General features: G+C 70.6%; 25 protein-coding genes. 9 read left to right on the forward strand and 16 right to left on the reverse strand.

From position 1 onward, the window contains the following. Window positions 1-39: 39 nt before the first annotated feature. Complete coding sequence (locus tag AB3M34_RS02720) at window positions 40-393, forward strand: VOC family protein (protein ID WP_370617545.1); 354 nt, start codon at window positions 40-42, stop codon at window positions 391-393. 46 nt (window positions 394-439) lie between these two features. On the opposite strand, the gene AB3M34_RS02725 is transcribed toward AB3M34_RS02720, so the two are convergent. From AB3M34_RS02725 to AB3M34_RS02760, 8 genes are all read right to left on the reverse strand, one after another. Further along, window positions 440-1,435: a CU044_5270 family protein gene (locus AB3M34_RS02725; protein WP_370617546.1), complete on the reverse strand. Its 996-nt coding sequence runs from the start codon at window positions 1,433-1,435 to the stop codon at window positions 440-442. Next, entirely contained in the window at window positions 1,432-2,037 is a 606-nt protein-coding gene (locus AB3M34_RS02730; protein ID WP_370617547.1) for an RNA polymerase sigma factor, read from the reverse strand. Before AB3M34_RS02730 ends, AB3M34_RS02725 begins: the two co-directional genes overlap by 4 nt. A 100-nt stretch (window positions 2,038-2,137) precedes the next feature. Beyond that, the gene (mnhG, locus tag AB3M34_RS02735; RefSeq protein WP_370617548.1) at window positions 2,138-2,473 is read right to left on the reverse strand and encodes a monovalent cation/H(+) antiporter subunit G; all 336 of its coding nucleotides are present in this window, start codon (window positions 2,471-2,473) and stop codon (window positions 2,138-2,140) included. Further along, window positions 2,470-2,847 carry a monovalent cation/H+ antiporter complex subunit F gene (locus tag AB3M34_RS02740; protein ID WP_370617549.1) on the reverse strand — a complete coding sequence of 126 codons (378 nt, stop codon included), beginning with the start codon at window positions 2,845-2,847 and terminating at the stop codon, window positions 2,470-2,472. Before AB3M34_RS02740 ends, mnhG begins: the two co-directional genes overlap by 4 nt. Further along, entirely contained in the window at window positions 2,844-3,452 is a 609-nt protein-coding gene (locus AB3M34_RS02745) for a Na+/H+ antiporter subunit E (protein ID WP_370617550.1), read from the reverse strand. Before AB3M34_RS02745 ends, AB3M34_RS02740 begins: the two co-directional genes overlap by 4 nt. Next, window positions 3,449-5,074, reverse strand: a complete 1,626-nt coding sequence (locus AB3M34_RS02750; RefSeq protein WP_370617551.1) for a Na+/H+ antiporter subunit D — start codon at window positions 5,072-5,074, stop codon at window positions 3,449-3,451. The genes AB3M34_RS02745 and AB3M34_RS02750 overlap by 4 nt, the downstream gene beginning before the upstream one ends. Then, the gene (locus AB3M34_RS02755) at window positions 5,071-5,511 is read right to left on the reverse strand and encodes a Na(+)/H(+) antiporter subunit C (protein WP_370617552.1); all 441 of its coding nucleotides are present in this window, start codon (window positions 5,509-5,511) and stop codon (window positions 5,071-5,073) included. The genes AB3M34_RS02750 and AB3M34_RS02755 overlap by 4 nt, the downstream gene beginning before the upstream one ends. Further along, complete coding sequence (locus AB3M34_RS02760; RefSeq protein ID WP_370619931.1) at window positions 5,508-8,405, reverse strand: Na+/H+ antiporter subunit A; 2,898 nt, start codon at window positions 8,403-8,405, stop codon at window positions 5,508-5,510. Before AB3M34_RS02760 ends, AB3M34_RS02755 begins: the two co-directional genes overlap by 4 nt. Window positions 8,406-8,547: 142 nt before the next feature. Between AB3M34_RS02760 and AB3M34_RS02765 the strand changes: the two genes are divergently transcribed. The 5 genes from AB3M34_RS02765 to AB3M34_RS02785 all read left to right on the forward strand — a co-directional run bounded on the left by AB3M34_RS02765 (window position 8,548) and on the right by AB3M34_RS02785 (window position 14,533). Continuing rightward, window positions 8,548-9,249, forward strand: coding sequence for a response regulator transcription factor (locus tag AB3M34_RS02765; protein WP_370617553.1), 702 nt, complete (start codon window positions 8,548-8,550; stop codon window positions 9,247-9,249). Beyond that, window positions 9,246-10,700, forward strand: coding sequence for a sensor histidine kinase (locus AB3M34_RS02770; protein ID WP_370617554.1), 1,455 nt, complete (start codon window positions 9,246-9,248; stop codon window positions 10,698-10,700). Before AB3M34_RS02765 ends, AB3M34_RS02770 begins: the two co-directional genes overlap by 4 nt. 298 nt (window positions 10,701-10,998) lie before the next feature. Further along, window positions 10,999-12,228 carry a glycosyltransferase gene (locus AB3M34_RS02775; RefSeq protein WP_370617555.1) on the forward strand — a complete coding sequence of 410 codons (1,230 nt, stop codon included), beginning with the start codon at window positions 10,999-11,001 and terminating at the stop codon, window positions 12,226-12,228. Next, a complete protein-coding gene (locus AB3M34_RS02780; protein WP_370617556.1) occupies window positions 12,225-14,144 on the forward strand; it encodes an ArnT family glycosyltransferase in 1,920 nt (639 codons plus the stop codon). Before AB3M34_RS02775 ends, AB3M34_RS02780 begins: the two co-directional genes overlap by 4 nt. A 44-nt stretch (window positions 14,145-14,188) precedes the next feature. Further along, window positions 14,189-14,533: a hypothetical protein gene (locus AB3M34_RS02785; protein WP_370617557.1), complete on the forward strand. Its 345-nt coding sequence runs from the start codon at window positions 14,189-14,191 to the stop codon at window positions 14,531-14,533. Between the two features lie 45 nt (window positions 14,534-14,578). Here the strand turns inward: AB3M34_RS02785 and AB3M34_RS02790 are convergent, their stop codons facing one another. Beyond that, a complete protein-coding gene (locus tag AB3M34_RS02790; protein WP_370617558.1) occupies window positions 14,579-15,646 on the reverse strand; it encodes an alpha/beta hydrolase in 1,068 nt (355 codons plus the stop codon). A gap of 135 nt (window positions 15,647-15,781) precedes the next feature. Here AB3M34_RS02790 and AB3M34_RS02795 point away from each other — a divergent pair, with 135 nt between their 5' ends. After that, entirely contained in the window at window positions 15,782-16,423 is a 642-nt protein-coding gene (locus tag AB3M34_RS02795) for a hypothetical protein (RefSeq protein WP_370617559.1), read from the forward strand. A 10-nt stretch (window positions 16,424-16,433) separates the two neighbouring features. Here the strand turns inward: AB3M34_RS02795 and AB3M34_RS02800 are convergent, their stop codons facing one another. Genes AB3M34_RS02800 through AB3M34_RS02810 form a run of 3 tightly spaced genes read right to left on the reverse strand, consistent with a single transcriptional unit; the run spans window position 16,434 to window position 19,158 of the window. Continuing rightward, window positions 16,434-17,273 (reverse strand): alpha/beta fold hydrolase, encoded by an 840-nt coding sequence (locus AB3M34_RS02800; protein ID WP_370617560.1) that lies wholly within the window; start codon window positions 17,271-17,273, stop codon window positions 16,434-16,436. Further along, window positions 17,270-18,067 carry a family 1 encapsulin nanocompartment shell protein gene (locus AB3M34_RS02805; protein ID WP_370617561.1) on the reverse strand — a complete coding sequence of 266 codons (798 nt, stop codon included), beginning with the start codon at window positions 18,065-18,067 and terminating at the stop codon, window positions 17,270-17,272. Before AB3M34_RS02805 ends, AB3M34_RS02800 begins: the two co-directional genes overlap by 4 nt. Further along, window positions 18,064-19,158, reverse strand: coding sequence for a Dyp-type peroxidase (locus AB3M34_RS02810; RefSeq protein ID WP_370617562.1), 1,095 nt, complete (start codon window positions 19,156-19,158; stop codon window positions 18,064-18,066). The genes AB3M34_RS02805 and AB3M34_RS02810 overlap by 4 nt, the downstream gene beginning before the upstream one ends. Before the next feature lie 95 nt (window positions 19,159-19,253). Here AB3M34_RS02810 and AB3M34_RS02815 point away from each other — a divergent pair, with 95 nt between their 5' ends. Beyond that, on the forward strand, window positions 19,254-19,646 hold the full coding sequence (locus AB3M34_RS02815) for a pyridoxamine 5'-phosphate oxidase family protein (protein ID WP_370617563.1): 393 nt from the start codon (window positions 19,254-19,256) through the stop codon (window positions 19,644-19,646). Window positions 19,647-19,653: 7 nt separating this feature from the next. Here the strand turns inward: AB3M34_RS02815 and AB3M34_RS02820 are convergent, their stop codons facing one another. Beyond that, complete coding sequence (locus AB3M34_RS02820; RefSeq protein WP_370617564.1) at window positions 19,654-20,613, reverse strand: cation diffusion facilitator family transporter; 960 nt, start codon at window positions 20,611-20,613, stop codon at window positions 19,654-19,656. A gap of 45 nt (window positions 20,614-20,658) precedes the next feature. After that, window positions 20,659-21,855, reverse strand: coding sequence for an SLC13 family permease (locus AB3M34_RS02825; RefSeq protein WP_370617565.1), 1,197 nt, complete (start codon window positions 21,853-21,855; stop codon window positions 20,659-20,661). Window positions 21,856-21,933: 78 nt separating this feature from the next. Here AB3M34_RS02825 and AB3M34_RS02830 point away from each other — a divergent pair, with 78 nt between their 5' ends. Then, the gene (locus tag AB3M34_RS02830; RefSeq protein WP_370617566.1) at window positions 21,934-23,322 is read left to right on the forward strand and encodes an NAD-dependent malic enzyme; all 1,389 of its coding nucleotides are present in this window, start codon (window positions 21,934-21,936) and stop codon (window positions 23,320-23,322) included. A 25-nt stretch (window positions 23,323-23,347) separates the two neighbouring features. On the opposite strand, the gene AB3M34_RS02835 is transcribed toward AB3M34_RS02830, so the two are convergent. Together AB3M34_RS02835 and menB are read right to left on the reverse strand one after the other, a co-directional pair. After that, the gene (locus tag AB3M34_RS02835) at window positions 23,348-23,842 is read right to left on the reverse strand and encodes a thioesterase family protein (protein WP_370617567.1); all 495 of its coding nucleotides are present in this window, start codon (window positions 23,840-23,842) and stop codon (window positions 23,348-23,350) included. Then, window positions 23,839-24,675 carry a 1,4-dihydroxy-2-naphthoyl-CoA synthase gene (gene menB / locus AB3M34_RS02840; protein ID WP_370617568.1) on the reverse strand — a complete coding sequence of 279 codons (837 nt, stop codon included), beginning with the start codon at window positions 24,673-24,675 and terminating at the stop codon, window positions 23,839-23,841. Before menB ends, AB3M34_RS02835 begins: the two co-directional genes overlap by 4 nt.

Below are 24,675 nucleotides of genomic sequence, written 5' to 3' on the forward strand. Positions count from 1 at the left end.
GACGCGCACATGACGGTGCCGCCCGATAGCGTGACGCCCATGGCACTCACAGTAGGGATGGTCACGATCGATTGCGTCGACGCGTCGGCGCTCGGGCAGTGGTGGGCGGCTCAGCTGGGCGGAGAGGTCGTCCAGGAGAACGACGGCTGGTTCGTCGTGGTCTCGACCGGTGAGGGCGGCGTCATGCTCGCCTTCCAGAAGGTCGACCGCGTCACCCCCGGCAAGAACAAGATGCACCTCGACCTGGTCACCGCAGACATCGACGCGGAGGTCGAGCGGCTCGAGGCCGCGGGTGCCGAGCGCGTCGGCTCGCACACGATGGACGACTTCAGCTGGGTCACGCTCGCCGACCCGGAGGGCAACTTCTTCGACGTCGCGCAGGGCGAGGGCTGACGCACCACGGCGGGGATGGCGCCCGCCGAGCACATGCGCCCACTCGTCAGTCCGGTGAGGGCGCGGAGTCGACGACGTCGATCCGCACAGACGTGACGAAGGACGGCTCGCCTGGCGCGAGACCCCTTACGTCGCCTTCCCGCGCCCACTCACCGATGTAGCGGCCGGTCGCAGGGTCGAACAGCATCATCCACTCGCCGCTGTCGCGGTACCCGATCCCGATGCCTTCTCGGCCGTCGAGAGTCTGAACGCCATTGGTCACGTGCACGCCCGGCTGCTCGGCGAGCGCCTCGAAGAGGGCCGCGCGGAACGCGGCGGGAGCCAGGCCGCTCCGGAGCGCCTCGCTGTAGATCTCCCGGAAGTCGTACGCCAACCCGGATCCGTCACCGCCGATCTCCTTGCGGAGCCGGTCGAGCAAGGCGTCCGGGTCGCGCGGCAACGTCGCGTACCAGTCGGGGTCGTACGTCTCGAGGTAGCTCCCTTGACCGCTCGCGGGGTTGCTCCAGCTCGGTCGCTGCCACGTGCCGTCGGTCTGCTGGAGGATGGCCTCGACCTGGTCGGATGCCCGTGGTACGACCGTGCGCTCACGGAACGTCCAGTCCGCGTCGCGGTCGTGGGGGATCCAGATCTGACGCGTCCACCGAGAGTCGTAGTCCTCGCCATCGAACGGAACCTCCGACTTCTGCACGAGGGTGATGCGGAGGTACTGCCCCGGCTGCACCACCGGGTCGGCCTCAGCCAGTGTCACCTTCGCCGCACGCTCGAGGACCGCGGCGGCCGCCGGTGAGATGCCGACGCGCTCGCCCCCGACGTCGACCGTCGTCGCTCCGATCGCGACAGTCGCGACGACCGTTGCGGCGACGAGGCCGATCCACCTGCGCCGACGTCGGCGTGCACGGGTGACGTCGGCGCGCAACGTCTCGGTCGTCGCGGCACGCCGTACGGCTGCGCGCGCCGCCGCGAGCACGTCGTCGGTCGCCGGCACGACCTGCCCGGCCTCCTCCAGCGCTCGCCAGGAGTCGGTCCGGTCGGTGGTCGTCATGATGCTGCTCCTCGCTCGTCGGGACGGTCGGAGATCTCTTCCGGAGATGGCGGCACCGTGGCCGGCGTTGGTGTGGACCACGCCGCGCGGATGCGGGTGCGCGCCCGATGCAGTCGTGAGCGCGCCGTCCCGGGGGCGACCCCGAGCGTCTGTGCTGCCTCGGTGGGCGTGAGCTGGTCCCAGACCACGAGCAGCAGCACATCGCGTTCCTCCGCTGGCAACCGCGACAACGCATCGCGCAGGTCGCCCGCCACGCTCATCGCGTCCAGGCGTGCGTCGACGGCATGCCAGTCGTCGTCGACATCGCCCTTGACCAGCCGGTCCGGCAGGTCCCGGTGGCGCTGCTCGCGGCGCCAGTGCACCAGCAGGACGTGTCGGGCGATTCCGAAGAGCCATCCGATGACCCCGCCCAGCGCGGGATCGTAGCGGCGTCGCCCCTCGAAAGCAGCCAGCCACACCTCGCCCAACAGATCGTCGGCGGCGCCGGGCACGCGGCGTGCCAGGTAGGCATGGATCCGTGTGCCGTGCCGTCCGACGAGCTCCTCGAAGCACCGTGGCTCGTCGAGCGATCGAATGACCAGATCCGCGTCAGAGATCTCCACGACTCCACCGATCCGGACCCGCCGTGGGTCCTCAGCCACTCCTTGCGCGTACGGCGTGGAGCGTTCGCACGAGGATGCCACGAGCGCCGGCAGGAGCCGCTCAGTCGGGCAGCTGCTCGTCCACCAGCCGCCGATCCGGCTCCTTGTCGCCGGTGCGATAGACGGCGCGGCCGAGCATGTGAGCCGCGACCGGTGCGGTGAGCAGCTGGAAGGCGGCGACCAGCACGAGCAGGCCCAGGTCGCTCCAGTGCTCCATCCGCAGCGCGATGCCCAGCAGGATGAGAAGCAGGCCGAGCACCTGAGGCTTCGTCGCGGCGTGCATCCGACTGAACAGGTTGTCGAAACGGATGATGCCGATCGCGGCGATGAGCGCGAGGAACGCGCCCACGAGCAAGCAGAACGCCGAGGCGATGTCGCGGATCAAGTCGAGGTTCACCGGGGCTGCTCCGCTCCGCCGGCGAACCCGCCGCCACCGGTCTCCGAGCGGCCCGGGTCGTCTGAGCGGCCCGGATCGTCCGAGCGGCCCGACTCGTCCGACTCGTCGGGCTCGTCGCCCGTCGCGAAGCGGGCGATGCTGACCGAGCCCACCACCCCCACGAGAGACAGGACGACGAGGATCGGCAGGGTGTCGGTGTGACGGTTGTACGCCGCCTCCACACCGAGCCCACCCACGAGGACGGCCACCAGGACGTCGATCGCGACCGCGCGGTTCGGCATCGAGGGACCCATCGCGGCGCGGACCACGCACAGCAGCGCGGCGATCCCGAGCATGCCGCCGGCCGCCCACGCGACTCCGGTCATCCAGGTCATGTCGGCGTACCCCCCTCGTGCTCGGCTCGTCGCACTCCGGGCGGGAGCGATGGCGGCGGCTGCTCGATGCGCGCGATGTCGGCCGCATTGCCCAGGGCGCGGACGACGCGCTCCTCCTCGTCCCACACGCGTTGCCGCGCCGCCTCGACGTCGCCGGTGTCCCGCGTCTCGATCACGTGGATCTGAAGGGTCCAGTCCTTGCGGGAGACCTCGATGAGGAGGCTTCCCGGCACGAGGGAGACGATCTCGGACGTCATCATGAGGGCGAGGTCGCTGCGGGTGCGCATCGGGACGACGATGACGGAGTTGACGGGCTGGTAGCCGAACCGGAGCACGATGCCCGCGACCTGGATGCTCGAGAGGACGAGGTCGCGGAAGAACGCGTACACGAGCACGACGATCCGCCACGGGTGCAACCGCCCGGTGAAGTCGATCGGGGGCAGCGGGAAGACACGGATGATCGCGACCGAGATCACCAGCCCAGCAAGGATGTTGCCGACGGAGAACTCGCCCCAGAGCAGGACCCACACGAGGGTCAACCAGAGCAGGACGGGCCACTCGAGCGCCCTGCGCGCCTGCGCGCGTCGCGACGTCTCGGGGCTCATGGCGAGACCTCTGCCGAAGCGGACTCACCTGGCATGGTGCCGTCCTCGAGGACGTTCTCGATGTAAGGGGTGCGGTCGCGCAGCTCCGACGCAGCCCGCTCCGTGATCCCGAAGAGCGGTCCGGCGACCAGCGTCAGCGCAGTCCCGAGGGCGACCAGCGTCAGCGTGGGAGCGACCATGGCGCGCGGAAGGGAGCGTACGGAGGTGACCGTGACCGTGTCGCCCCATGGTTCGCCCGACTTGGTGCCGGTGCTCGGGACCCACTCGCCGACCTCGTCCGGCTCCTCGTTGCGCGGACGCCAGAACGCCCGGTTCCAGGTCTTCGCGATGGCGTACAGGGTGAGGAGGCTGGTCACGATCGACGCCGCCACCACGAGGTAGGCCAGCCAGCCCGCGCGGTCGACGCCTGCCTGGACGAGCGCGACCTTGCCGAGGAAGCCGGAGAACGGCGGGATCCCGGAGAGGTTCATCGCGGGCAGGAAGAACATCAGGGCCAGCACGGGTGCCGCCTTCGCGAGCCCGCCGAGGTGCTCCAGGGATGTCGAACCTCCCCGGATCTCGATCAAGCCCGTCACCAGGAACAGCGTCGTCTGGATGGTGATGTGGTGGACGATGTAGAAGATCGCACCGGCGAGGCCGAGGTCGGAGGCGATGGCCACTCCGAACACCATGTATCCGATGTGGCTCACGAGCGTGAACGAGAGCATTCGTTTGATGTCGGACTGCGCGATCGCTCCCAGGATGCCTATCAGCATCGTGAGCAGCGCGGCCCACAGCAGCAGCTCGGACAGCGGACTGTCGGGGAAGAGCAGGGTCTGTACGCGCATGATCGCGTAGACGCCGACCTTGGTCAGCAAGCCGGCGAACACCGCCGTCACGGGCGCTGGAGCGGTCGGGTAGGAGTCGGGGAGCCACGCCGACAGCGGGAACACCGCCGCCTTGATCGAGAACGCCGTGAGCAGCATCAGCTGCAGCACGACGCGGACCCCTTCGGGCACCTCCTGCAGCTTGACGGCGAGGTCGGCCATGTTGACCGTGCCGGTGGCGGCGTACACCCCGGCGATGGCGATGAGGAAGACCATCGACGACAGCACGGACACGACGACGTAGGTGGTGCCTGCACGCACGCGAGGGCCGGTGCCGCCCAGCGTGATGAGCACGTAGCTCGCCGCGAGCAGGACCTCGAAGCCGACGTAGAGGTTGAAGAGGTCACCCGACAGGAACGCGTTGGAGACACCGGCGACCAGCACGAGATACGTCGGGTAGAACACCGACAACGGGGTGTCGCGGCCGAACTCGATGATGCCCTGGCCGACTGAGTAGACCAGGACCGTCAGCGTGACGATCGCGGAGACGAGCAGGAGCAGGGCGGAAAGCCGGTCCGCGACGAGCACGATGCCCATCCGGGCGGGCCAGCCTCCGACGTACACGACCTGGGGACCGTCGCGGTCGGCCGCCCACAGCAGCGTGGCCGCGATGCCGACGATCGCGGTGAGGACGACGAAGCTGATCACCCGCTGGGCACGGGCGTTGTGCCCGAGGGCGAGACACACGCCTGCCCCGAGGAGTGCCAGCACAACCGGGAGCGGGATCAGGAAGGACATCGCGGAGTCGGTGGTCATCGTTCTGCCTCCGCGGGATCGGCGCCTTCCTCGTCGGGGTCGCCGGCGCCTTCCTCGTACGACTGCGACGCCTCGTCGAGGTCGGCGAGCCGCATGATGAGGCGGTCCTCGACGTCGTCCTGCACCTCGTCGTGGCCCTCGAGCTGCCACGATCGGTACGCCAGTGCGAGCAGGAACGCTGCCACGCCGAGAGTGATCACGATCGCCGTCAGCACCATGGCCTGCGGGAGCGGGTCGCTCATCGGCGACGGGTCGCTCTCGTCGACGATCGGGGCACGACCCGGAGCACCGGACGCGACGATGAAGATGAGGTTGACGGCGTTGCCGACCAGCAGCGTGCCGACGACGATCCGGGTGAGGCTGCGCTCGAGGAGGAGCGTGACGCCACAGGCGAAGGTCACGCCGATGACGATGATCAGGACGAGGTTGACGGTCATCGCACCCCTCCGGTCATCGGGGTGGTCTCGTCGTCGGTGTACGACCCGGGAAGGTCGGGCAGCTCGTCCTCCGCGTCGGCGTCGATGCCGCCGCCCAGGCTTCGCAGGACATCGAGCATGAGGCCGAACACGACGAGATAGACGCCGATGTCGAAGAACAAGGACGTCACGAGGTGGATGTCACCGATCGCCCACAGGTGGAGGTCGACGGTCGCGCTCTGGAGCACCTGCCCGCCGAAGGCGAGCGGTGCGAGCGCGGCGCTGGTCGCCGTCGCGAGCCCGAGCCCGAGGACGCGGCCCGCATCGACGGGGGCGGCCTCGTCGAGCTCGTAGCGGCCGCCGGCGAGATACCGGACCATCAGCGCGAGCCCCGCCATGAGGCCACCGGCGAAGCCGCCGCCAGGCCTGTTGTGGCCGGCGAAGACCAGCCACACCGAGAACAGGATGATCGTGTGGAACACGAGTCGCGTGACGATCTCGAAGACGATCGAGCGGCGTTCGGCCGACAGCGTGCGGCCGGCCCGCAGCCAGCGGCCGGTGTCCTGGTGCGACGGCAACGGGTTGGTCGGGCTCTGCACGCCGCCGCGGCCGGTGATGAGGAAGATCAGCGAGGCGACACCGGTCGCGGCCACCACCAGGACCGACAGCTCACCCATCGTGTCCCACGCGCGGATGTCGACGAGGGTCACGTTGACGATGTTGTGGCCCCCGCCGTACTCGACGGCGTTCTCGGGGAACTCCACCGAGACCGGTTCGCCGACCCGCACGCCCGCCGCGGCGAGTGCGATGCCGGAGGCGAAGATGCCCGATGCGGCGCCGATGCCGACGCGGATCCAGCGGGCTCGGGTCAGCGGGCGGTCGGAGAAGTACGGGACCATCCGGCGCAGCACCAGCACGAAGATCACGAGGGTGACCGTCTCCACCAGCACCTGCGTCAGCGCGAGGTCGGGTGCACCGTGCAGCAGGAACAGCATGGCGGTGCAGTAGCCGGAGACCCCGGCCAGCAGCACGGCCTTGAGCCGCCGGCGCGAGCGGACGGTGAGGATGGCAGCAGCTGCCATCAGGACCGCGACGACCGCCTGCGCTGCGGAGTCGAACCACACGACGTCGTCGGTCCAGGTGCGGTTGAGCACCAGGGCCGTACCGGGCACGAGCAGCACCACCAGCAGGATCGAGCCGAGGTAGAACGGCAGCGAGCCACGCTGCGTGCGTCCGGTGACCTCGACCGCCAGACGGTCGGTGCTGCGCATGATCGCCTCGTACGACCGTTCGGCCGACGGCATCCAGGGCGCGGTGGGCAGGTACTGGTGGCGTCGCTGCCACGCGAAGAGCGCGACACCACCGAGCAGCGCGACGACCGACAGGCCGAGTGCGGGTGTCAGACCGTGCCAGAGCGTGAGCTCGGCGTGGTGCACGCCCGGCGGGAAGAGGTGGTCGTAACCGGCCCACAGGTCGGTCAGCGCACTCCCGCAGAAACCGAGCACGAGCGACGCGGACGCCAGCACTGCCGTGGGTGCCGCGAAGCCGACGGGGACCGCGATCAGGTCGGCCGGACGGTCGACGCCCGGCTTGTCGCCGAAGACGCCCCAGACGAACCGCAGCGTGTACGCCATGGTGAGCAGCGAGCCGACCACGAGACCCGCGAGCACCACGCTGCCGGCGACCGGGCCGATGCCGGTCCCGTCGCCGTCGGCGACCACGTCGACGAACGCCGCGTACACCGACTCCTTCGCGACGAAGCCCAGCATCGGCGGGATCCCGGCCATCGACGCCGCGGCGAGCACCGTGAACCCGAACAACCACGGCATCTCGGGACGCAGCCGGGACAGCTTCCGGAGGTCGCGGGTGTGGGCGGAGTGGTCGACGATGCCGACGACCATGAAGAGCGCCGCCTTGAACAACGCGTGCGCGACCACCATCGCCAGCCCGGCGAGCGCCGCGGCACGGGTGCCGAGCCCGACGACGGCGGTGAGGAACCCGAGCTGGCTCACCGTGCCGTACGCGAGGAGCAGCTTGACGTCGTGCTGCCCGAGCGCGCGCACGCCACCCACGATCATCGTGGTGACGCCGAGCACCAGCAGAGTGGGCCGCCACAGCGAGACCTCGGCGAACGTGGGAGCCATCACCGCGACGAGGAAGACCCCGGCCTTCACCATCGCCGCCGCGTGAAGGTAGGCGCTCACCGGCGTCGGTGCCGCCATCGCGCCGGGCAGCCAGAAGTGGAACGGCACCAGGGCGGACTTCGAGACCGCGCCGACCAGCACCAGGGCGATGGCGACCGTGGTCACGGAGCCCGACGGAGCGAGGTCCATGATCGCGTCGATCTGGTACGAGCCCGCCCTCTCGCCCAGCATGATGAAGCCGACGAGCATCGCCAGGCCACCGAAGGTCGTCACGAGCAGGGCGGTCATCGCCGCGCGCCGGTTGGCGATGCGCTCGGGGTTGTGGCCGATGAGGATGTAGGAGAAGACGGTCGTGAGCTCCCAGAAGACGTACAGGAGCAGCACGTCGCTCGCCAGGACCAGACCCAGCATCGAGCCGGCAAACGCGACGAACGCGCCGGAGAAGCGCCACAGCGCGGGGTCGTACGCCCGGAAGTACCACGTGCAGTAGACCAGGACCAGGGCCCCGACGCCGGTGACGAGCAGTGCGAGGGTCCAGCTGAGCGTGTCGAGGCGCAGTCCGACCTCGAGCCCGATCGTCGGGACCCACTCGTACGTCTCGGTGCGGACCGTGGCGTCCGGCCCCGCGACCTCGCCGCCGAGGGTGAGCAGCCAGACGAAGACGGACGCCGGCGCGAGGGCGAGGATCGGGAACGCGTAGCGATCGAGGCGGCTGACCAAGGCGGGGGCAGCGGCTGCGGCGACCAGGTGGATCAACAGGGCGAGCAGCATCAGATCCACCCGCCTCCTCTGCCGCCGTCACCCGTAGCGCAATTCTAAGGGGCGGTCCCTGACCACCGCCGGGGGCCGTTCACAGGAACCTCACAGGCGTTGCTCAGGCGCGTGGAAGCGACCTGGACGAGACTCGTGAGCGATGGCCACCGAAGAATCTCCCGCTCGGCTGCTCGTCGTCGACGACGACGCGAGCATCCTCGACCTGCTCGCCTCCAGCCTCCGGTTCGCCGGCTTCGAGGTCGAGACCGCCACCGACGGCCGGCAGGCGCTCGACACCATCGTCGCCGACCCGTCGCTCGACCTCGTCGTCCTCGACGTGATGATGCCCCGCATCGACGGGTTCGAGGTCGTCAAGCGGCTGCGGGCCGAGCGCCGGGAGGTGCCCGTCGTCTTCCTGACCGCGCGCGACACTCCTGCCGACCGGGTCAGCGGACTGACCGCGGGAGGCGACGACTACCTCGCGAAGCCGTTCAGCCTGGACGAGCTGGTGGCGCGCGTCCACGCGGTGCTGCGGCGCACCCGTCGCCCTGAGGCGTCCGACTCCCGCCTGAAGCTCGCCGACCTCGAGATGGACACCGACAGCCACGAGGTCCGCAAGGCCGGAGCGTTGGTGGACCTGTCGCCGACCGAGTTCAAGCTCTTGCGCTACCTGCTGCTCAACGTCGGACGGGTGCTCAGCAAGCAGCAGATCCTCGATCATGTCTGGAACTACGACTTCGGCGGCGACGGCAACGTGGTCGAGACGTACGTCTCGTACCTGCGGCGCAAGGTCGACACCGCCGACCCACGCCTCATCCACACGGTGCGCGGCGTCGGGTACGTCCTGCGGCGCCCGCGATGACCGGCAAGCCCGCGCGCTCTGCGGTCGCGAACCTCACCCGGCGGTGGCGCGCCCAGCCGCTGCGGATCCAGCTCGTGGTCGTCCTCGTGGCGATGGTGACGCTCGCGCTGCTCGTCAGCGCCCTCGCGACCAACGTGCTCCTGGAGCGCACGCTCACCCAGCGTGTGGACCGTCAGCTCACCTCCGAGGCCGACCGGATCGCGAACGGACCCGGGCCGAGGCCGCGCGACGCGCCCGGACGGGCCGGGTTGCCGTCGCAGTACGTCATCCAGCTGTTCGACGACGCCGGCAACGCCTCAGACCCGATCGCGGACGATCGGCTCGACGCAGCCGACTACCCCGACCTTCCGTCCCCGGACGACGTCACGCTCGACGAGCCGCTGACCGTCTCGTCGGTCGACAGCAGCCGACAGTGGCGCGTCGTCTACACGCGCTCGAGCGACGGGCTGACGGCAGCGGTCGCGGTGGGCCTCGACGACGTCGCGGCGACCCTGACCCAGCTGCGGTGGATCGAGCTCGCGATCGCCGTCCTCGTGCTGCTCGCGCTCGCCCTGCTCAGCTCGTACGTCGTACGCCGGAGCCTGCGTCCGCTCGTCCAGGTCGAGGCCACCGCAGAGTCGATCGCCGCCGGCGACCTGACGGCACGTGTCGACACCGACCTGGACCCGCGCACGGAGGTCGGTGCCCTGTCGGCATCGCTCGACACGATGCTCGGGCACATCGAGGACGCCGTACGGAGCCGTGAGGAGGAGGCCCGTCGCGCCGAGGAGTCAGAGCGCAGGATGCGCCGCTTCGTCGCCGACGCCAGCCACGAGCTCCGTACGCCGCTCACGTCGATCCGCGGCTTCGCCGAGCTGTACGGGCAGGGCGCGGCCCCCGACCAGTCGACGGTGGACCGCTTCATGGATCGGATCCGTCAGGAGGCCGGCCGGATGGGCGTGCTCGTCGAAGACCTTCTCCTGCTGGCCCGGCTCGACCAGGAGCGTCCGTTGCGGCAGGACCCGGTGGACCTGCGGGAGCTGGCACGCGATGCCGCGGTCGACGCTCAGGCCGTCCAGCCCGACCGCATGACCGTCGGGCCCAGGCAGGGTCCGCCGGTGGTGGTCGAGGGGGACGAGGCACGCCTGCGGCAGGTCCTCGGGAACATCGTCGGCAACGCGCTCGCGCACACACCTGTGGACGCGGAGGTGCGGATCGACGTGAGCGTTGAGGACGACGACGGCGTGGTCGCGGTCTCCGACACCGGGCCCGGGCTCGATCCGGAGCAGGCGGAGCACGTGTTCGAGCGCTTCTACCGCGCCGACGACGCACGCAGCCGTGAGGACGGTGGATCCGGTCTCGGGCTGGCCATCGTGTCCGCGCTCGTGACCGGTCACGGGGGCCGCGTCGACCTCGTGACCGCCCCGGGTGCGGGGACGACGTTCACCGTGCGGATCCCGCTCGCACGCTGAGACCGCCCCGACCCCGCTGGTCGGGACCACCCAACCCCGGTGGTCGAGGAGGGCGAGGAACGAGCCCGTCTCGAGACCGGGTCTCGATCGCTTCGCGCCTCGACCAGCGGAAGCCGCCAGCGGAGGATCGAGACCGGGGTCTCGATCGCTTCGCGCCTCGACCAGCAGGGGTGGGGCCTCGACCAGCAGGGGTGGGGCCTCGACCAGCGGGGGTGGGGGCCTCGACCGGCACCAGCTCACAGGTGACTCCCAGGCTGACCGCAGGGGAACGTGAAGTTCCGCCCCGACTGTGGTGGACATGAGCCAGTCACCCCCCGTGATCGACGTCGTCGTCCCGGTCCTCAACGAGGCACACGTCATCGAGCGCAGCGTCCGCCGCCTGCGGACCTACCTCGACATCGCCGTCCCGTACGCGAGCCGCGTGGTGATCGCCGACAACGGCAGCACCGACGGCACGGCGGAGGTCGCCGAGCACCTCGCCGCGACGCTGCGCGGCGTCGACCTGGTCCGGATCCCCGAGCGGGGACGGGGACGGGCGCTCGCCACCGTCTGGTCCGGCAGCACCGCAGCCGTGGTCGCGTACATGGACGTCGACCTCTCCACCGACCTCGACGCCCTCATGCCGCTGGTCGCCCCGCTGCTCTCGGGCCACTCCGACGTGGCGATCGGGACCCGTCTGCGGCGTGACGCGCGGGTCGTGCGAGGCGCGAAGCGCGAGGTGCTGTCCCGCGGATACAACGCGATCCTGCGCGTGGTGCTGGGCGCCCGGTTCAGCGATGCCCAGTGCGGCTTCAAGGCCGTGCGTGCGGACGTCGCCCAGGCGCTGCTGCCCTTCGTGGAGGACACGAGGTGGTTCTTCGACACCGAGCTGCTCGTCCTCGCCGAGCGTGCGGGCCTGCGGATCGCCGAGGTCCCCGTCGACTGGATCGACGACCCCGACAGCCGGGTGGCGATCGTGTCGACGGTGCGCGACGACCTGCGTGGCGTCGCGCGGATGGCGCGCGGCCTGACGACCGGGTCGCTCGACCTCGAACCCGTACGACGGGAGTTCGGCCGCCCGTCGGCCACGATGCCGGTCGGGATACGGATGATCCGGTTCGGCCTGGTCGGACTCGCCAGCACGATCGCGTACGCGCTGCTCTTCCTGCTCGCCCGTGAGGCGACGTCGGCGCAGCTCGCCAACCTCTTCGCCCTGGTCACGACGGCGATCGGCAACACCGCGCTCAACCGTCGCTTCACCTTCCAGGTCGTCGGCGTCGACGGGTTGGCCCGCCACCACCTCCAAGGCCTGATCGCCTTCGGCTGCGGGTGGGCGCTGACGGCGTCCGCCCTCGCGCTCACGGCAGGCCAGGGCCACTCGCCCCTGACCGAGGTCGGGGTGCTGACCATCGCGAACGTCGCCGCCACCGTGCTGCGGTTCGTGCTGCTCGACCGCTGGGTCTTCGCCCACCGGCGGACCGTGACCGCGGTCCCCGAGATCCGTACTGAGACGTTCGCCGCCGCGGCGGACGAGAGGAGCATCGCATGAGCACGCTCGTACGAGAGGCACCCGCACGCCAGCAGGCGGCGGCAGCCACCGAGAGCCGTTGGTGGACGTTGGACCGGACGCTCCTCGTGGCACTGCTCGCGGCGACGGCGGTCGCGTACTGCTGGAACCTGTCCGTCAACGGGTACGCCAACGAGTACTACGCCGCGGCGGTCCAGGCCGGCTCGCAGAGCTGGAAGGCGTGGTTCTTCGGTGCCCTGGACGCATCCAACGGCATCACCGTCGACAAGACGCCCGGCTCCCTCTGGGTGATGGGGTTGTCGGCCCGCCTGTTCGGGTTCAGCTCGTTCAGCATGCTGCTGCCTCAGGCCCTTCTCGGCGTGGCGAGCGTCGGGGTCCTCTACGCGGCGGTGAAGCGGTGGGCCGGACCGTGGTCGGCGTTGATCGCCGGTGCCGTGCTCGCCACGACGCCGGTGGCGGCACTGATGTTCCGCTTCAACAACCCTGACGCGCTGCTCGTCTTCCTCATGGTCGCCGCCGCCTGGGCCGTGACCCGCGCGATCGACGCCAAGAAGGCGCTCCGCTGGCTCGTCCTCGCGGGGCTCCTCGTCGGCTTCGCGTTCCTCGCGAAGATGCTCCAGGCCTTCCTGGTCCTCCCGGGTCTCGCCCTCGCGTACGGCGTCGCCGGCTCGGCCCGACTGCGTACCCGTCTGCTCCACCTGCTCGCCGCGGGGGGCGCCGTGATCGTCGGCGCCGGGTGGTGGGTGCTGGTCGCCGAGCTGTGGCCGGCCGGCTCGCGGCCGTACATCGGTGGCTCGACGGGCAACAGCATCCTCGAGCTCACCCTCGGCTACAACGGTCTCGGTCGCCTCAACGGTGAGGAGGCCGGGTCCGTCGGCGGAGGCGGTGGTGGTGGCGGACAGTGGGGTACGCCCGGCATCGGGCGGCTCTTCAGCTCGGAGATGCAGACGCAGGCGAGCTGGCTGCTCCCTGCCGCACTGGTTGCGCTCGCCGTGCTCGGCGCCTTCTCATGGCGGGCCGCGAGGACCGACCGGATGCGCGCGTTCGCCATCGTCTGGGGCGGGTGGCTGCTCGTCACGGGACTGACCTTCAGCCTCATGCAGGGGATCATCCACGAGTACTACACGGTCGCACTCGCCCCGGCGATCGCTGCCCTGGTCGGCGCCGGGAGCGTTCTCCTGTGGCGACGCCGTACGGAGCTGGTGCCGCGCGCGGTCCTCGCAGGTGCGGTCTTCCTGACGGGTGCCTGGCAGTGGCGGCTCCTTGCGGAGACGCCGTCGTTCCTGCCCTGGCTTCGCTGGATCGTTCTCGCTGCTTCCGTCGTCGCCGGCACCCTGCTCCTGCTGGGACCTGAGCTGAGCGTGGTCCGTGACCACGCGCGCAGGTTCACGGTCGCCGCCGCAGTGCTCGTCGGGATCGTCGCGTTCGCCGGGCCAACCGCGTCGGCGCTCGCCACCATCGGCACGGCGCACACGGGGTCGATCGTGACCGCCGGCCCGTCCAGCGGCGGCGGTCCGGGTGGTGGGGGTGGCTTCGGCGGCGGCCCGGGCGGCGGTGCCGGTGGCAACGGCACGGGCGGTGGCACGAGCTTCCTCGGTGGCAACGGCATCTCGGGTGTCAGTGACGAGGTCGTGCAGCTGCTCCAGGAAGGGGACTACCGCTGGGCCGCAGCGGCGCAGACCGCCAACGGTGCGGCGCCGTTGCAGCTCGCCTCGGGGCAGCCGGTCCTCGCCATCGGTGGCTTCAACGGCACCGACGACTACCCGACGCTCGAGCAGTTCCAGCAGTGGGTCGCCGACGGCGAGATCCACTACTACATCGCCGGCACCGGCCGAGGTGGCGGCAGCAACTCCGAGATCGAGAGCTGGGTGACCCAGAACTTCACGGCGCAGTCCGTGGACGGCACCACCCTCTACGACCTCACCAGCGCGCAGTGACGCGCCGACACCGAACCCACGACACCCACGAAGGACAGAGTGAGATGAACGAACAGATTCCCGGCAACGCGCAGAACCCCTCGTACGAGCAAGGTCCGGAGCGCCCGAGCGGCTGGAGTGCGATCGACGGCAAGACACGGATCGGAGCCGCGATCGCCGGCATCGCGCTCTGCGGCTTCGGCTTCCTCGGCGGCATGGCCGTCGGCGGCGCCTCGGCCGACGATGTGCAGAACGGCCCGGGTGGTCGCCCTGGGATGGGGGGCGGCCCCAGCATGGGCGGCGGTCCTCCCGGGATGAGCCAGGACGGAACGGGCCAGCAGGGCGTGACGCCGCCGGACGGATCCGGGACAGGCAGCTCAGGCAGTTCCGGGACCGACTCCGGGATCTAGCGGGTCTCGATCGCTTCGCGCCTCGACCGGCGGGGTGCGGTGGCGTCAGGCGCGACGAGCGCGAGTGCGCCGGGACCTGCGAGCGGACGTCGTACGGCGCCCAGCGGCCGCCGTGGCCTCGCGGGTGAACCGCCCGACCTCGCGCGTCGCCTCACGCGACTCCGGGACGATGCCGACCGCGAGCTGGAACACGTGGACCTGCTTCTCCCAGATCTGGAGCTCGACGTCGACGTCGGAACGGGCGAGCCGGATCGCCATCAGCTCGGCATCGGGCAGCACGAGCTCGTCGGAGCCGACCTGGATGAGGGTCCGCGGGAGTCCGCGCAGGTCCGCGTCGACCAGCGAGGACGCCGGGCGGAGCAGCTCGGAGAGCAGCTCGTTCTCGACCATGTCGACGAGCCGCAGGAATCCTCGCCACGCCGAGCGCGGGAACAGTGCGCACGACGGCCTGTCGGGGTGGTCGAGCTTGCGCTCCGGATCGAGGTCGGTGAGCGGCGACATGGCCACCAGACCAGCCGGCGCTGCCAGGCCTTCCTCGATGATCGCGAGCGTGACGGCGAACGCGAGGTAGCCGCCGGCGGAGTCGCCCGCGACGACGATCCGCTCGGGCGGATAGCCCTGCTCGAGCAGCCACCGGTAGCCCGCCAGGCCGTCCTCGACGGCATGGCTGACCGGGTGCTTCGGCATCATGCGGTAGCCGACGTTGAGGACCGTGGATCCGCTCGTCGCCGAGATGCGGGCCGCGAGCCCGCGGTGGGTGTTGAGCCCGCCGATGAGGAACGCGCCGCCGTGGAGGTAGAGGATCGCGTGGGTGTCGCCGTGCTCGGCGGACTCGGCCCGGATCAGCTCGGCGTCGCAGTGCGGGAGCTGGATGGCGTCGATCGCAGTACGGCGCGGAGCGGGGAGGAGCGCCGCCGCACCCTCGAGGAGGCCGGTCGGCCATGGCGCGCCGGGCGCATGCGCCCAGACCGACAGCGCCGGCTTCACCGTCATCCTGAGCGCGCTGGACAGGAGCAGCGAACGGGTGCTGCGACGCGGCTTCTCGACGATGCGCAGGTTGTCTCGCTCGAGCGGGATGATCTCAGCGGTGCGCAGGCCCTCTGTCAGGGTCATGGTGAGCCGTTCCTTCCCGAGGTGAACGCCAAGCGACCCGAGTGTGTGTCACGCGTCACATCCTTGTAAACAGATGTTAACCCGTCGTGGGTCCGGATTCCGGCCGACCTCGGGGTTTGGTGCCATTCTGAGGACATGGTGACCTCGCAGGACGGAGAGGCGACACCTCCGAAGAGCGCGCCCGAGCGCACCGTGCCCAGCCATGCGGCCGACGCGTCGACGCGCGCGAAGGAGATGCTGCGCAAGGCGGTCATCGTCCTCGCGATCGCCGTCATCATCGTCGCGATCGGCTACGCGCTCGCCGCTTTCGTCCCGCGGTGGTGGGCGCAGTGGATCGGCGCTCGTGTGGACGGCAGGCTCACCGCGGGCACGGTGTGGGGGCTCTTCCTCGGCATCGTGTTCACGTTCCTGCCGCTGCTCCTGGTCTGGCAGGCGATCGCGCGGAGGTGGATCCGAGGATGGTGGATCGCCGTCGCGATCGGCGTCGCGATCCTGCTGGCCCTCCCGAACCTCATGACGCTGTCGATCGTGCTCGGGACCAGCAACGGTGCTCACGCCGGTGAGCGCATCCTCGACGTTGACGTGCCGGGGTTCCGTGCCGCGACGCTGTGGGGCGCGATCATCGCCGTGGTGCTCCTGGCCGGCCTCATCTGGCTGACGACCACGAACCGCCAGCGAGGCCGACGGGTGCGCGACCTCTCGGCCGAGGTGTCACGGCGTGACGAGGTGGTCGAGCCAGGTCATGAGCCGGAGAAGCCCGGAGACCGGCCGGCCTGAACCGTACGGCTCAGCCGCGGGTGCGAGCGACGATCTCCGACGCGACGAGCTCCGGGAACTCCTCGGGGAGCCAGTGGGACGCGCCGGCGACGGGGACGAACCGGTACTCGGCGTCGACGTGCTCGCCGCAGCGGCGGGCTCCGGCGGAGCCGAGCGCCCAGTCGCCATCGCCCCACAGGTACGTCGTGGGAACCACGACCGTCGGGGTCCGGTCGAGGTCGCGTCCCATCGCGCGGTACCAGTTCAGCGCCGCGGTCAGCGCGCCAGGCTCCTGCATCGCCGCCACGAAGGACGCGGCGAGCTCGGCCGGCACCGAGCCGCCGTACATCGCCGTGATCCGTCGGGCGTCGTCCTCGAGCAGGACCTGCTCGGCCTTGCCGGGCTGCCGCATCAGCTGGATGTACTTCGCGCGCTGCTGCTGGTCCTCGTCGTGGCGCAACGCCCACCCGTACGCCGCGAGGTGCGGAACCGAGAGGGCGACGAGGCTGCGGACGCGGTCGGGGTGGTGAGCCGTCAGCGCCCAGGACACGGCGGCACCCCAGTCGTGGCCGACCACGTGCACGGCGTCGTACCCGAGGGCGTCCATCAGTCCGGTCACGTCGTCGACGAGGTGTGCCACGGCGTACGCCTCGACGTCCTCCGGGCGCGCTCCTGGGGAGTAGCCGCGCTGGTTCGGAGCGATGACACGCAGGCCCGCCTCGGCGAGCCGAGGGGCGACCTCGGACCACGAGTCGTACGTCTGCGGGAAGCCGTGCAGGAGGAACACCGGGGCACCGTCCTCGGGTCCGGCGAACGCGACGTCGAAGGTCAGCGCGCCGACGTCGACGCTGCGACGCTCGGTCCAGCTCATGCGTCCATCACCACCGATGCCTCGTCGGTCAGCGGCAGGAACGCGAACGACTCCTGCAGGTAGAGCGTCACCGACTCGTCGTCGTGGTGGAGGTAGCCGATCGACGTGTCCTGGCCCAGGTGGAGGTCGTAGTCGCCGCCGCGCGTCGACAGCAGCACGGCCCCCGAGATCGCGGGCGCCCAGACGATGTTGCCGTCGACCAGGCGCGAGAGCTGCTGGTGGATCGGGTAGCCGTGGTCGGTGGTCTCGTTGACCAGCGTGAACGCCTCGGCGCTCAGCAGGAGGGCGTACGGCCCCTCGACGCCGACCAAGCGCAGCTGGCTCAGCGCCTGCGCGACGACGTCGGGGTAGTCGACCGCGTCCACGGGGAGCCGGAGGCGCGGGTTGCTCGACGACTCGGCGATGCCGCGGATGCCCACGTCGGTGAGTCCGTGGAAGACAGCGCCGTCCTCGGCGAATGCCAGCGCCCGAGCTGCGTCCTTGACCGGCTGCCAGTCGGAGTCGTTCGAGCCGCGCTCCACGTCGTCGATGTCCTCGCGGCTGAGGTCGAACGTGACTCGGAGCTCCGCGACCGGCGCGACCTCACGGCGGCGGACGGCGACGCCGAAGCGGTCGGCCACCGCGGCGCTGCGGTGCCCCGTCGACAGCCCGGCGAACTCGACCCCCTGCGGGTCGTGGACGTCGACGACGCGGCGCCCGGCGAGGTTGCGGCGGAACGTGCGGGTCGCCTCCTCCTCGATCTGCGCCCAGGCGACCTCGGAGATCGGGGCGAGCGAGCGGTGCAGGTTGTTCATCGTTCGTACTCTCCTCGGAGGCTGCCGACGTTCAGCGAGCCGTCGGCGGTGGATGGGGTGGGGTCTCGATCGCCTTCTATTCCGCTGGTCGGGGCCGGAGCGCCAGCGGAGGATCGAGACCTGGAATCGGTGGCCTCGACCGGCGGGAGGTTGCCGAGCATCGCGAGGGTGGCCGACGACGGGACGAAGAACAGGCAGCCGCTCGTCGCCGTCGAGAAGTCGAGGATGCGGTCGTAGTTGCCCGCGGGCTTGCCCACGAACATGTTCTGGAGCATCTCCTCGGTGACCGCCGGGTCCTTGGCGTAGCCGATGAAGTAGGTGCCGACCTCGCCGGCGGCGTAGCTGCCGAACGCCATGTTGAACCGGACGATGTCGAGGTCGTTGCCGTCGTCGTCGGTGAGGGTGTTGAGCACCACGTGGGAGTTCGACGGCATCACCTCGTCGGCGAGCTCGACATCGTCGGCCTTGGTGCGGCCGATGATGCGCTCCTGCTCCTCCGTCGACAGCGCTCCCCAGGCGGTGAGGTCGTGGGCGTAGCGCTGGGTGATGACGTAGCTCCCGCCGAGGAAGTCGTCGTCGTCGTCCACGTACGCCGCCTCGGTGAGGCCCTCTCCGACGGGGTTCTCAGTGCCGTCGACGAACCCGAGCAGGTCGCGGGCGTCGAAGTAGCGGAAGCCCGGCGTGTCGTCGACGACCCGGACCGCGTCGCCGAGCGCGTCGAGGATCAGGCGCTCGAGCTCGAAGCACAGGTCGTGCCGCGACGCTCGGATGTGGAACAGCAGGTCACCCGGTGTGCTCGGGGCATCGTGCCGGTAGCCGTCGATCGCGGCGAACGGGCGCAGGTGCGCCGGCCGGGACGCCGCGCCGAAGCGGTCCCACAGGTCGGAGCCGATGCCGACGACGCACGTGAGGCCGGCGTGCAGGCTACGGAACCCCACGGCGCGGACCAGGTCGTCGATCTCGCTGACCACGGTGCGCGCGGCCTGAGTGGCATCGGGGCAAGGCTCGACGGTGGCGACGAGGAAGATGGCGTACTCGGTGAGGGGTGCTGTCACGGCCTGCGGCTCTGGGAAGCGGGAAACGCTGGTCACGACACCCCTCTCGTCGACTGCTGTGGGACAGCGTACGGCCTGCGCTCGTCGCTCACCCGAGACGTACACTCGAAGCACCCCCAGGAGGTGACGAGATGAGCACCAGGTCGCTCGTGACTCTCGACGTCGACGAGGCGCGCGAGCTCCTCATGACGGCCGGGGTGGGCCACATCGCGTACGAGTCCCGACGAGGAGTCGACGTCACGCCGGTCAACTACCGTGTCGACGGAGACACGATCTTCATCCGCACGGTCGTGGACGGCACACTGGCAGAGCTGGCTCCAGGCCCAGAGACCGTCGCATTCCTGGTGACCTATCTCGACCGGCTGTCGCAGACCGGGTGGAGCGTCAAGGTCCGCGGCCCCATCCGTGCCGTCGACGAGACCTCCAGGCCCCCCGCCGTCGACCCGGAGCCGTGGATGGGGTTCCCCGGGACGGTGCTCCTCGGGTTGACGATCGAAGAGCTGACAGGGCGGCGCGTGGCCTGAGCGCCTGTCACGCCGGTTCGAGGGTCGGCTCGTCCGGGGTCGCCGGGCTCAGGACGCACTCGACGACGAGCGGGTGCTCCTCGATCCGCCGCTCGAGGGCGCGCAGCGCATAGGCGACGGCGGCCTCGCGCGTGTCGCCGACCAGGTCCACGTGTGCGACGACGTACACCTGGCGCGGTCCCACGAACTCGACGTGCAGGTAGGTGACGCGTTCGATCTCGTCGACGCGAGCCAGCATCGCCAGTGTGCGGTCGCGCTGCGACGGCGACACGTGCTCCCCGACGATGAAGCGCCGGTTGCGGTCGATGAGCACGACGGCGACGACGGCGAGCAGGACGCCGACGGCGATGGAGCCGATCGCGTCGGGGACCGGAGACCCGGTGAGCTGGTGCGCGAGGATCCCCACGAACGCGATGAACAGCCCGATCAGTGCGGCGGCGTCCTCGGCGAAGACTGCGCGGAGCGTCGGGTCGGACGTGGTCAGCGCCGCGTCGACGACGTCGATGCTCTCGCGGCGAGCGGCCCCTCGGGTCTGACGGAAGGCCTGGGTGAAGGAGACGCCCTCGAGCACGAACGCGATGCCGAGCACCGCGTACGCGATGCCGAAGTCGCCGGCCGGCTCCGGATCGAGCAGCTCGGTGACGCCGTGCCAGATCGAGACCGCAGCACCGGCGGTGAAGAGGCCGATCGCGGCGAACATCGACCAGACGTACGCCTCGCGGCCGTAGCCGAGCGGGTGCGCGGCGTCGGGGCGGCCCCGAGAGCGTCGGTCCGCGATGAGCAGGAAGACCTCGTTGCCGGTGTCGGCCCACGAGTGCGCGGCCTCCGCGACCATCGACGCCGATCCCGTGAGGGCGGCCGCCACGCTCTTCGCGATCGCGATGAGCGCATTCATGCTGAAGGCGAGGACGACGGTGAGCGTGCTGTCACCGCCTGCGGTCGGGCGCTGCGCGTCGTCGTCGCTCACACCCCGGTTCTACCGTCGTCGCGGTGCGTGCGCAGGTCTGACGGCTCAGCGCGCGACGAGCGCGACGGTCAGCGCCCCCGCGGCGACGGCCACGGGTGCGAGGACGAGGCCCTGACCCAGCGTCCGTCGCCACGTCGGTCGCGGGCTGTCTCCGCTGTGCCGCTGGACCTGACGCCACCACAGCAGCGTGGCCAGCGACCCCCACGGTGTCAGCAGCGGCCCGGCGCCGACCGCGACGAGGAGCACGGCCGTACGCGCGGCGTCGTCGAGCGCGACGGGTGCGAGCGCGAGGAACGCAGGGAGGTTGTTGATCCCGTTGGCCGCACCGGCTCCGACAGCGGCGAGGCGCGCGAGGTCGCCGAGCCCGTTCCCGCTGCCCGCGATGCTCGCAGCGAGGTCGTCGAGCCCGTGAGCGTGGGCCCCACCGACGACGACGAACAGGCATGCCACCGCGACGACCATGCGCCACGGGACCAGGTCGGATGCCGCGACGACGAGGCTGCGGCGGCGGACGAGGACGGCTGCGCCGAGGACGACCGCCCCTGCGACGGCCACCCACGCGTACGAGGCTCCGGCGACGAAGCCCACCACCACGGCGACGGTGGTCACGGTCGCCGTCCGGAGCAGCACGGGGTCGTCGGGTCGAGCGTCCGGGGCCGCGACGAACCGGCCGGTGATCCGGCGGCGGTGCAGGACTGCGAGCACGACGAGGGTGGCGCCGACCACCGCGACCGCGGGCAGCGCCATCGTCGCGACGTAGCTCGTACCGGCCCGTTCGAAGGACGGCGCTGCCAGGAGGTTCGTCAGGTTGGAGACCGGGAGCAGCAACGACGCGGTGTTGGCGAGCGCGACCACGGTGAGGGTGAGCGGGATCGGGTCGGACCCCGTCCGTCGCGCCATCGCGAGGACGACCGGCGTGAGCAGCACCGCGGTGGTGTCCAGCGAGAGCGTGACGGTGCAGAGCGTCGCGAGCGCAGCCACCCAGACCCACAGGAGGAGCCGTCGTCCGGCCGACGCGCGGACCGCCACTCCCGCGGCGGCGTCGAACAGCCCGCAGACGGCGCACAGCTCCGCGTACGCGGTGATCGCGACGACGAAGACGAGGACTGGACCGGTGTGGTGGAGGAGGTCGACGGCGGCGTCGGACGGGAGCCAGCCAGTCACGAGGACGAGGGTGGCGGCGAGCGCCGCGGCAGCGGGAAGGGCGGCCGCGGGGGCGGCGGCACGGCTGACGACCCTCACCGAGAAAGCGTACGGGCCCCGCCGTGAACGTGAGGGGTGCCTCATGTCTTGGCCGTGGCGGTGTGTCACGCTGGACGGGTGCCTGCACCGAGCGTCTCGTACTCCATCACCATCCGCCTCGAGGTCCCGTCCGGGGGGTCGGCCGTCAGCGACCTGACCACCGTCGTCGAGAAGGCCGGCGGCATCGTCACGGCACTCGACGTCACCGGCTCGCACACCGAGCTTCTCCAGATCGACCTCACCGTGGCGACGTCCGACACCGACCACGCCGACCGGATCGTCGCCGCACTCCGCGCGATCGGGGACGCCGACGTCAAGAAGGTCTCCGACCGTACGTTCCTCATGCACCTCGGCGGTGTCATCGAGGTCGCGACCAAGCACCCGCTGCGGACCCGAGACGACCTCTCGATGATCTACACGCCCGGCGTCGCCCGGATCAGTGAGGCGATCGCGCGCGACAAGGAGGACGCCCGCCGCCTGACGGTCAAGCGCAACGCCGTCGCGGTCGTCACCGACGGGTCCGCCGTCCTCGGGCTCGGCGACATCGGCCCGTACGCGGCGCTTCCCGTGATGGAGGGCAAGGCGGCACTGTTCAAGACCTTCGCCGACATCGACGCCTGGCCGTTGTGCCTCGACACCCACGACGTCGACTCGATCGTCGAGACCGTGGCGGCGATCGCCCCGGGCTTCGCAGGCATCAACCTCGAGGACATCGCGGCGCCGAAGTGCTTCGAGATCGAGGACCGGCTGCGTGCGCGCCTCGACATCCCGGTGTTCCACGACGACCAGCACGGTACGGCGATCGTCGCGCTCGCCTCGCTGCGCAACGCCCTGCGTGTGGTCGGCAAGGACATCGCCGACGTCCGCATCGTCATGTCAGGCGCCGGGGCCGCGGGGACGGCGATCCTCAAGCTCGTCCTCGAGGCCGGGGCGACGGATGTGGTCGTGTGCGACATCGACGGTGTCGTCCACGCGGATCGCCCGGGGCTCGTCGGTCAGCTCCGCTGGATCGCCGAGCACACCAACCCGCGCGGCGTGACCGGATCGCTGCGCGACGTCATCGGCGGCGCCGACGTCTTCATCGGCGTCTCTGCCCCGAACGTGCTGACGATCGACGACGTGGAGTCGATGAACGACGGCTCGATCGTGTTCGCGCTCGCCAACCCGACCCCGGAGATCGATCCCGCGCTCGCCCGCGCGCACGCGACGGTGGTGGCGACGGGGCGGTCGGACTATCCCAACCAGATCAACAACGTGCTCGCGTTCCCCGGGGTGTTCCGCGGTCTGCTCGACGCGCAGAGCCACGGCATCGGGACGGACGTCCTCCTCGCCGCGTCGGAGGCGATCGCGGCGACCGTCTCCGACGACGAGCTGAACGCCAACTACATCATCCCGAGCGTCTTCCACCCCGACGTGCACGACCGCGTCGCGGAGGCCGTACGCGCGGTGGCGTCGGAGTCGCGCTGAGCTTCGACGCCGACGGGCGCCGGGCTCAGCGAAGCCCGAGGCCTGGCGGGTGGGGGAGCGCCGGCCAGGAGTCGCCGGCAGCGATCGCCGTGTCGAGCAGCGCCGCCACGTCGTCGGGCCACGGGACCGTACGCCGCTGCTCGAGGCTGACGTGACCCTCGATGAACTCGAACGTGTTCGCGAGGGCCCCCGTCGTCGTGTCGAACAGCAGCTGGATCCCGTGGACGACCTTCGACGACCGCGCGAGCATCCGGACGTAGACCGCGACGTCGTGACCGACCAGCACCTCGTCGAGGTAGCGGATCCGGTGCTCGATGCTGAACGCGCTCAGCCCACGCACGTCGCGGTACGACTCGTCGAACCCGATCGCCTCGAACGCCACGTCGCCCGCCCGCGCGTGCAGGTCGAAGTAGTGCCGGATGTTGACGTGGCCGTTGCCGTCCTCGTACTCGGCAGGGACGGTGAGGACGAGGTCCGGCTCGGCGCCGGCCATGTCCGCGATGCGGAGCGCGCCGCTCACGCGCGCCGCGGGAACTGCGTGAAGTCGGGCGTGCGCTTCTCCTTGTAGGCGTCGCGGCCCTCCTTGGCCTCGTCGTTGCCGTAGAAGAGCAGGTTGGTGTCGTGCGCGAGCTGCTGCAGGCCGGCGTAGCCGTCCTCGGAGGCGTGGAAGCTCGCCTTCATCAGTCGCAGCGCGTACGGAGAGAGTGCGAGCATCTCGCGGCACCACTTCACGGTCTCGCTCTCGAGGTCGGCGAGCGGGACGACCGTGTTGACCATGCCCATGTCGAGCGCCTGCTGGGCGTCGTACTGGCGGCAGAGGAACCAGATCTCCTTGGCCTTCTTCATGCCGACCAGCTGCGACAGAGAGCTCGCACCGAAGCCGCCGTCGAAGGAGCCGACCTTGGGGCCGACCTGTCCGAAGCGCGCGTTGTCGGCGGCGATCGTGAGGTCGGCGACGACGTGCAGCACGTGCCCGCCGCCGATCGCCCACCCGGCGACCATCGCGACGATCGGCTTGGGGCAGCGGCGCATCTGCACGTGCAGGTCGGTGACGTGGAAGCGGCCGGTGGCGCCGGCGTCGGTCTTGTAGCCGGAGTCGCCGCGCACCCGCTGGTCGCCTCCGGAGCAGAACGCCTTGTCGCCCTCGCCGGTGAGGATGATGACGCCGACCGACTCGTCCTCGCGTGCCACGGTGAGGGCGTCGGAGATCTCGATGATCGTCTGCGGCCGGAAGGCGTTGTGCACCTCGGGCCGGTTGATCGTGATCTTGGCGATGCCGTCGTCGGTGGTCTCGTACCGGATGTCGGTGTAGTCGCCCGCGGAGCTCCAGACGACGGGGGTGGAGTCAGTCAT

Origin of the sequence: Mumia sp. Pv4-285, assembly GCF_041320275.1 — a bacterium.
GTDB lineage: Bacteria > Actinomycetota > Actinomycetes > Propionibacteriales > Nocardioidaceae > Mumia > Mumia qirimensis.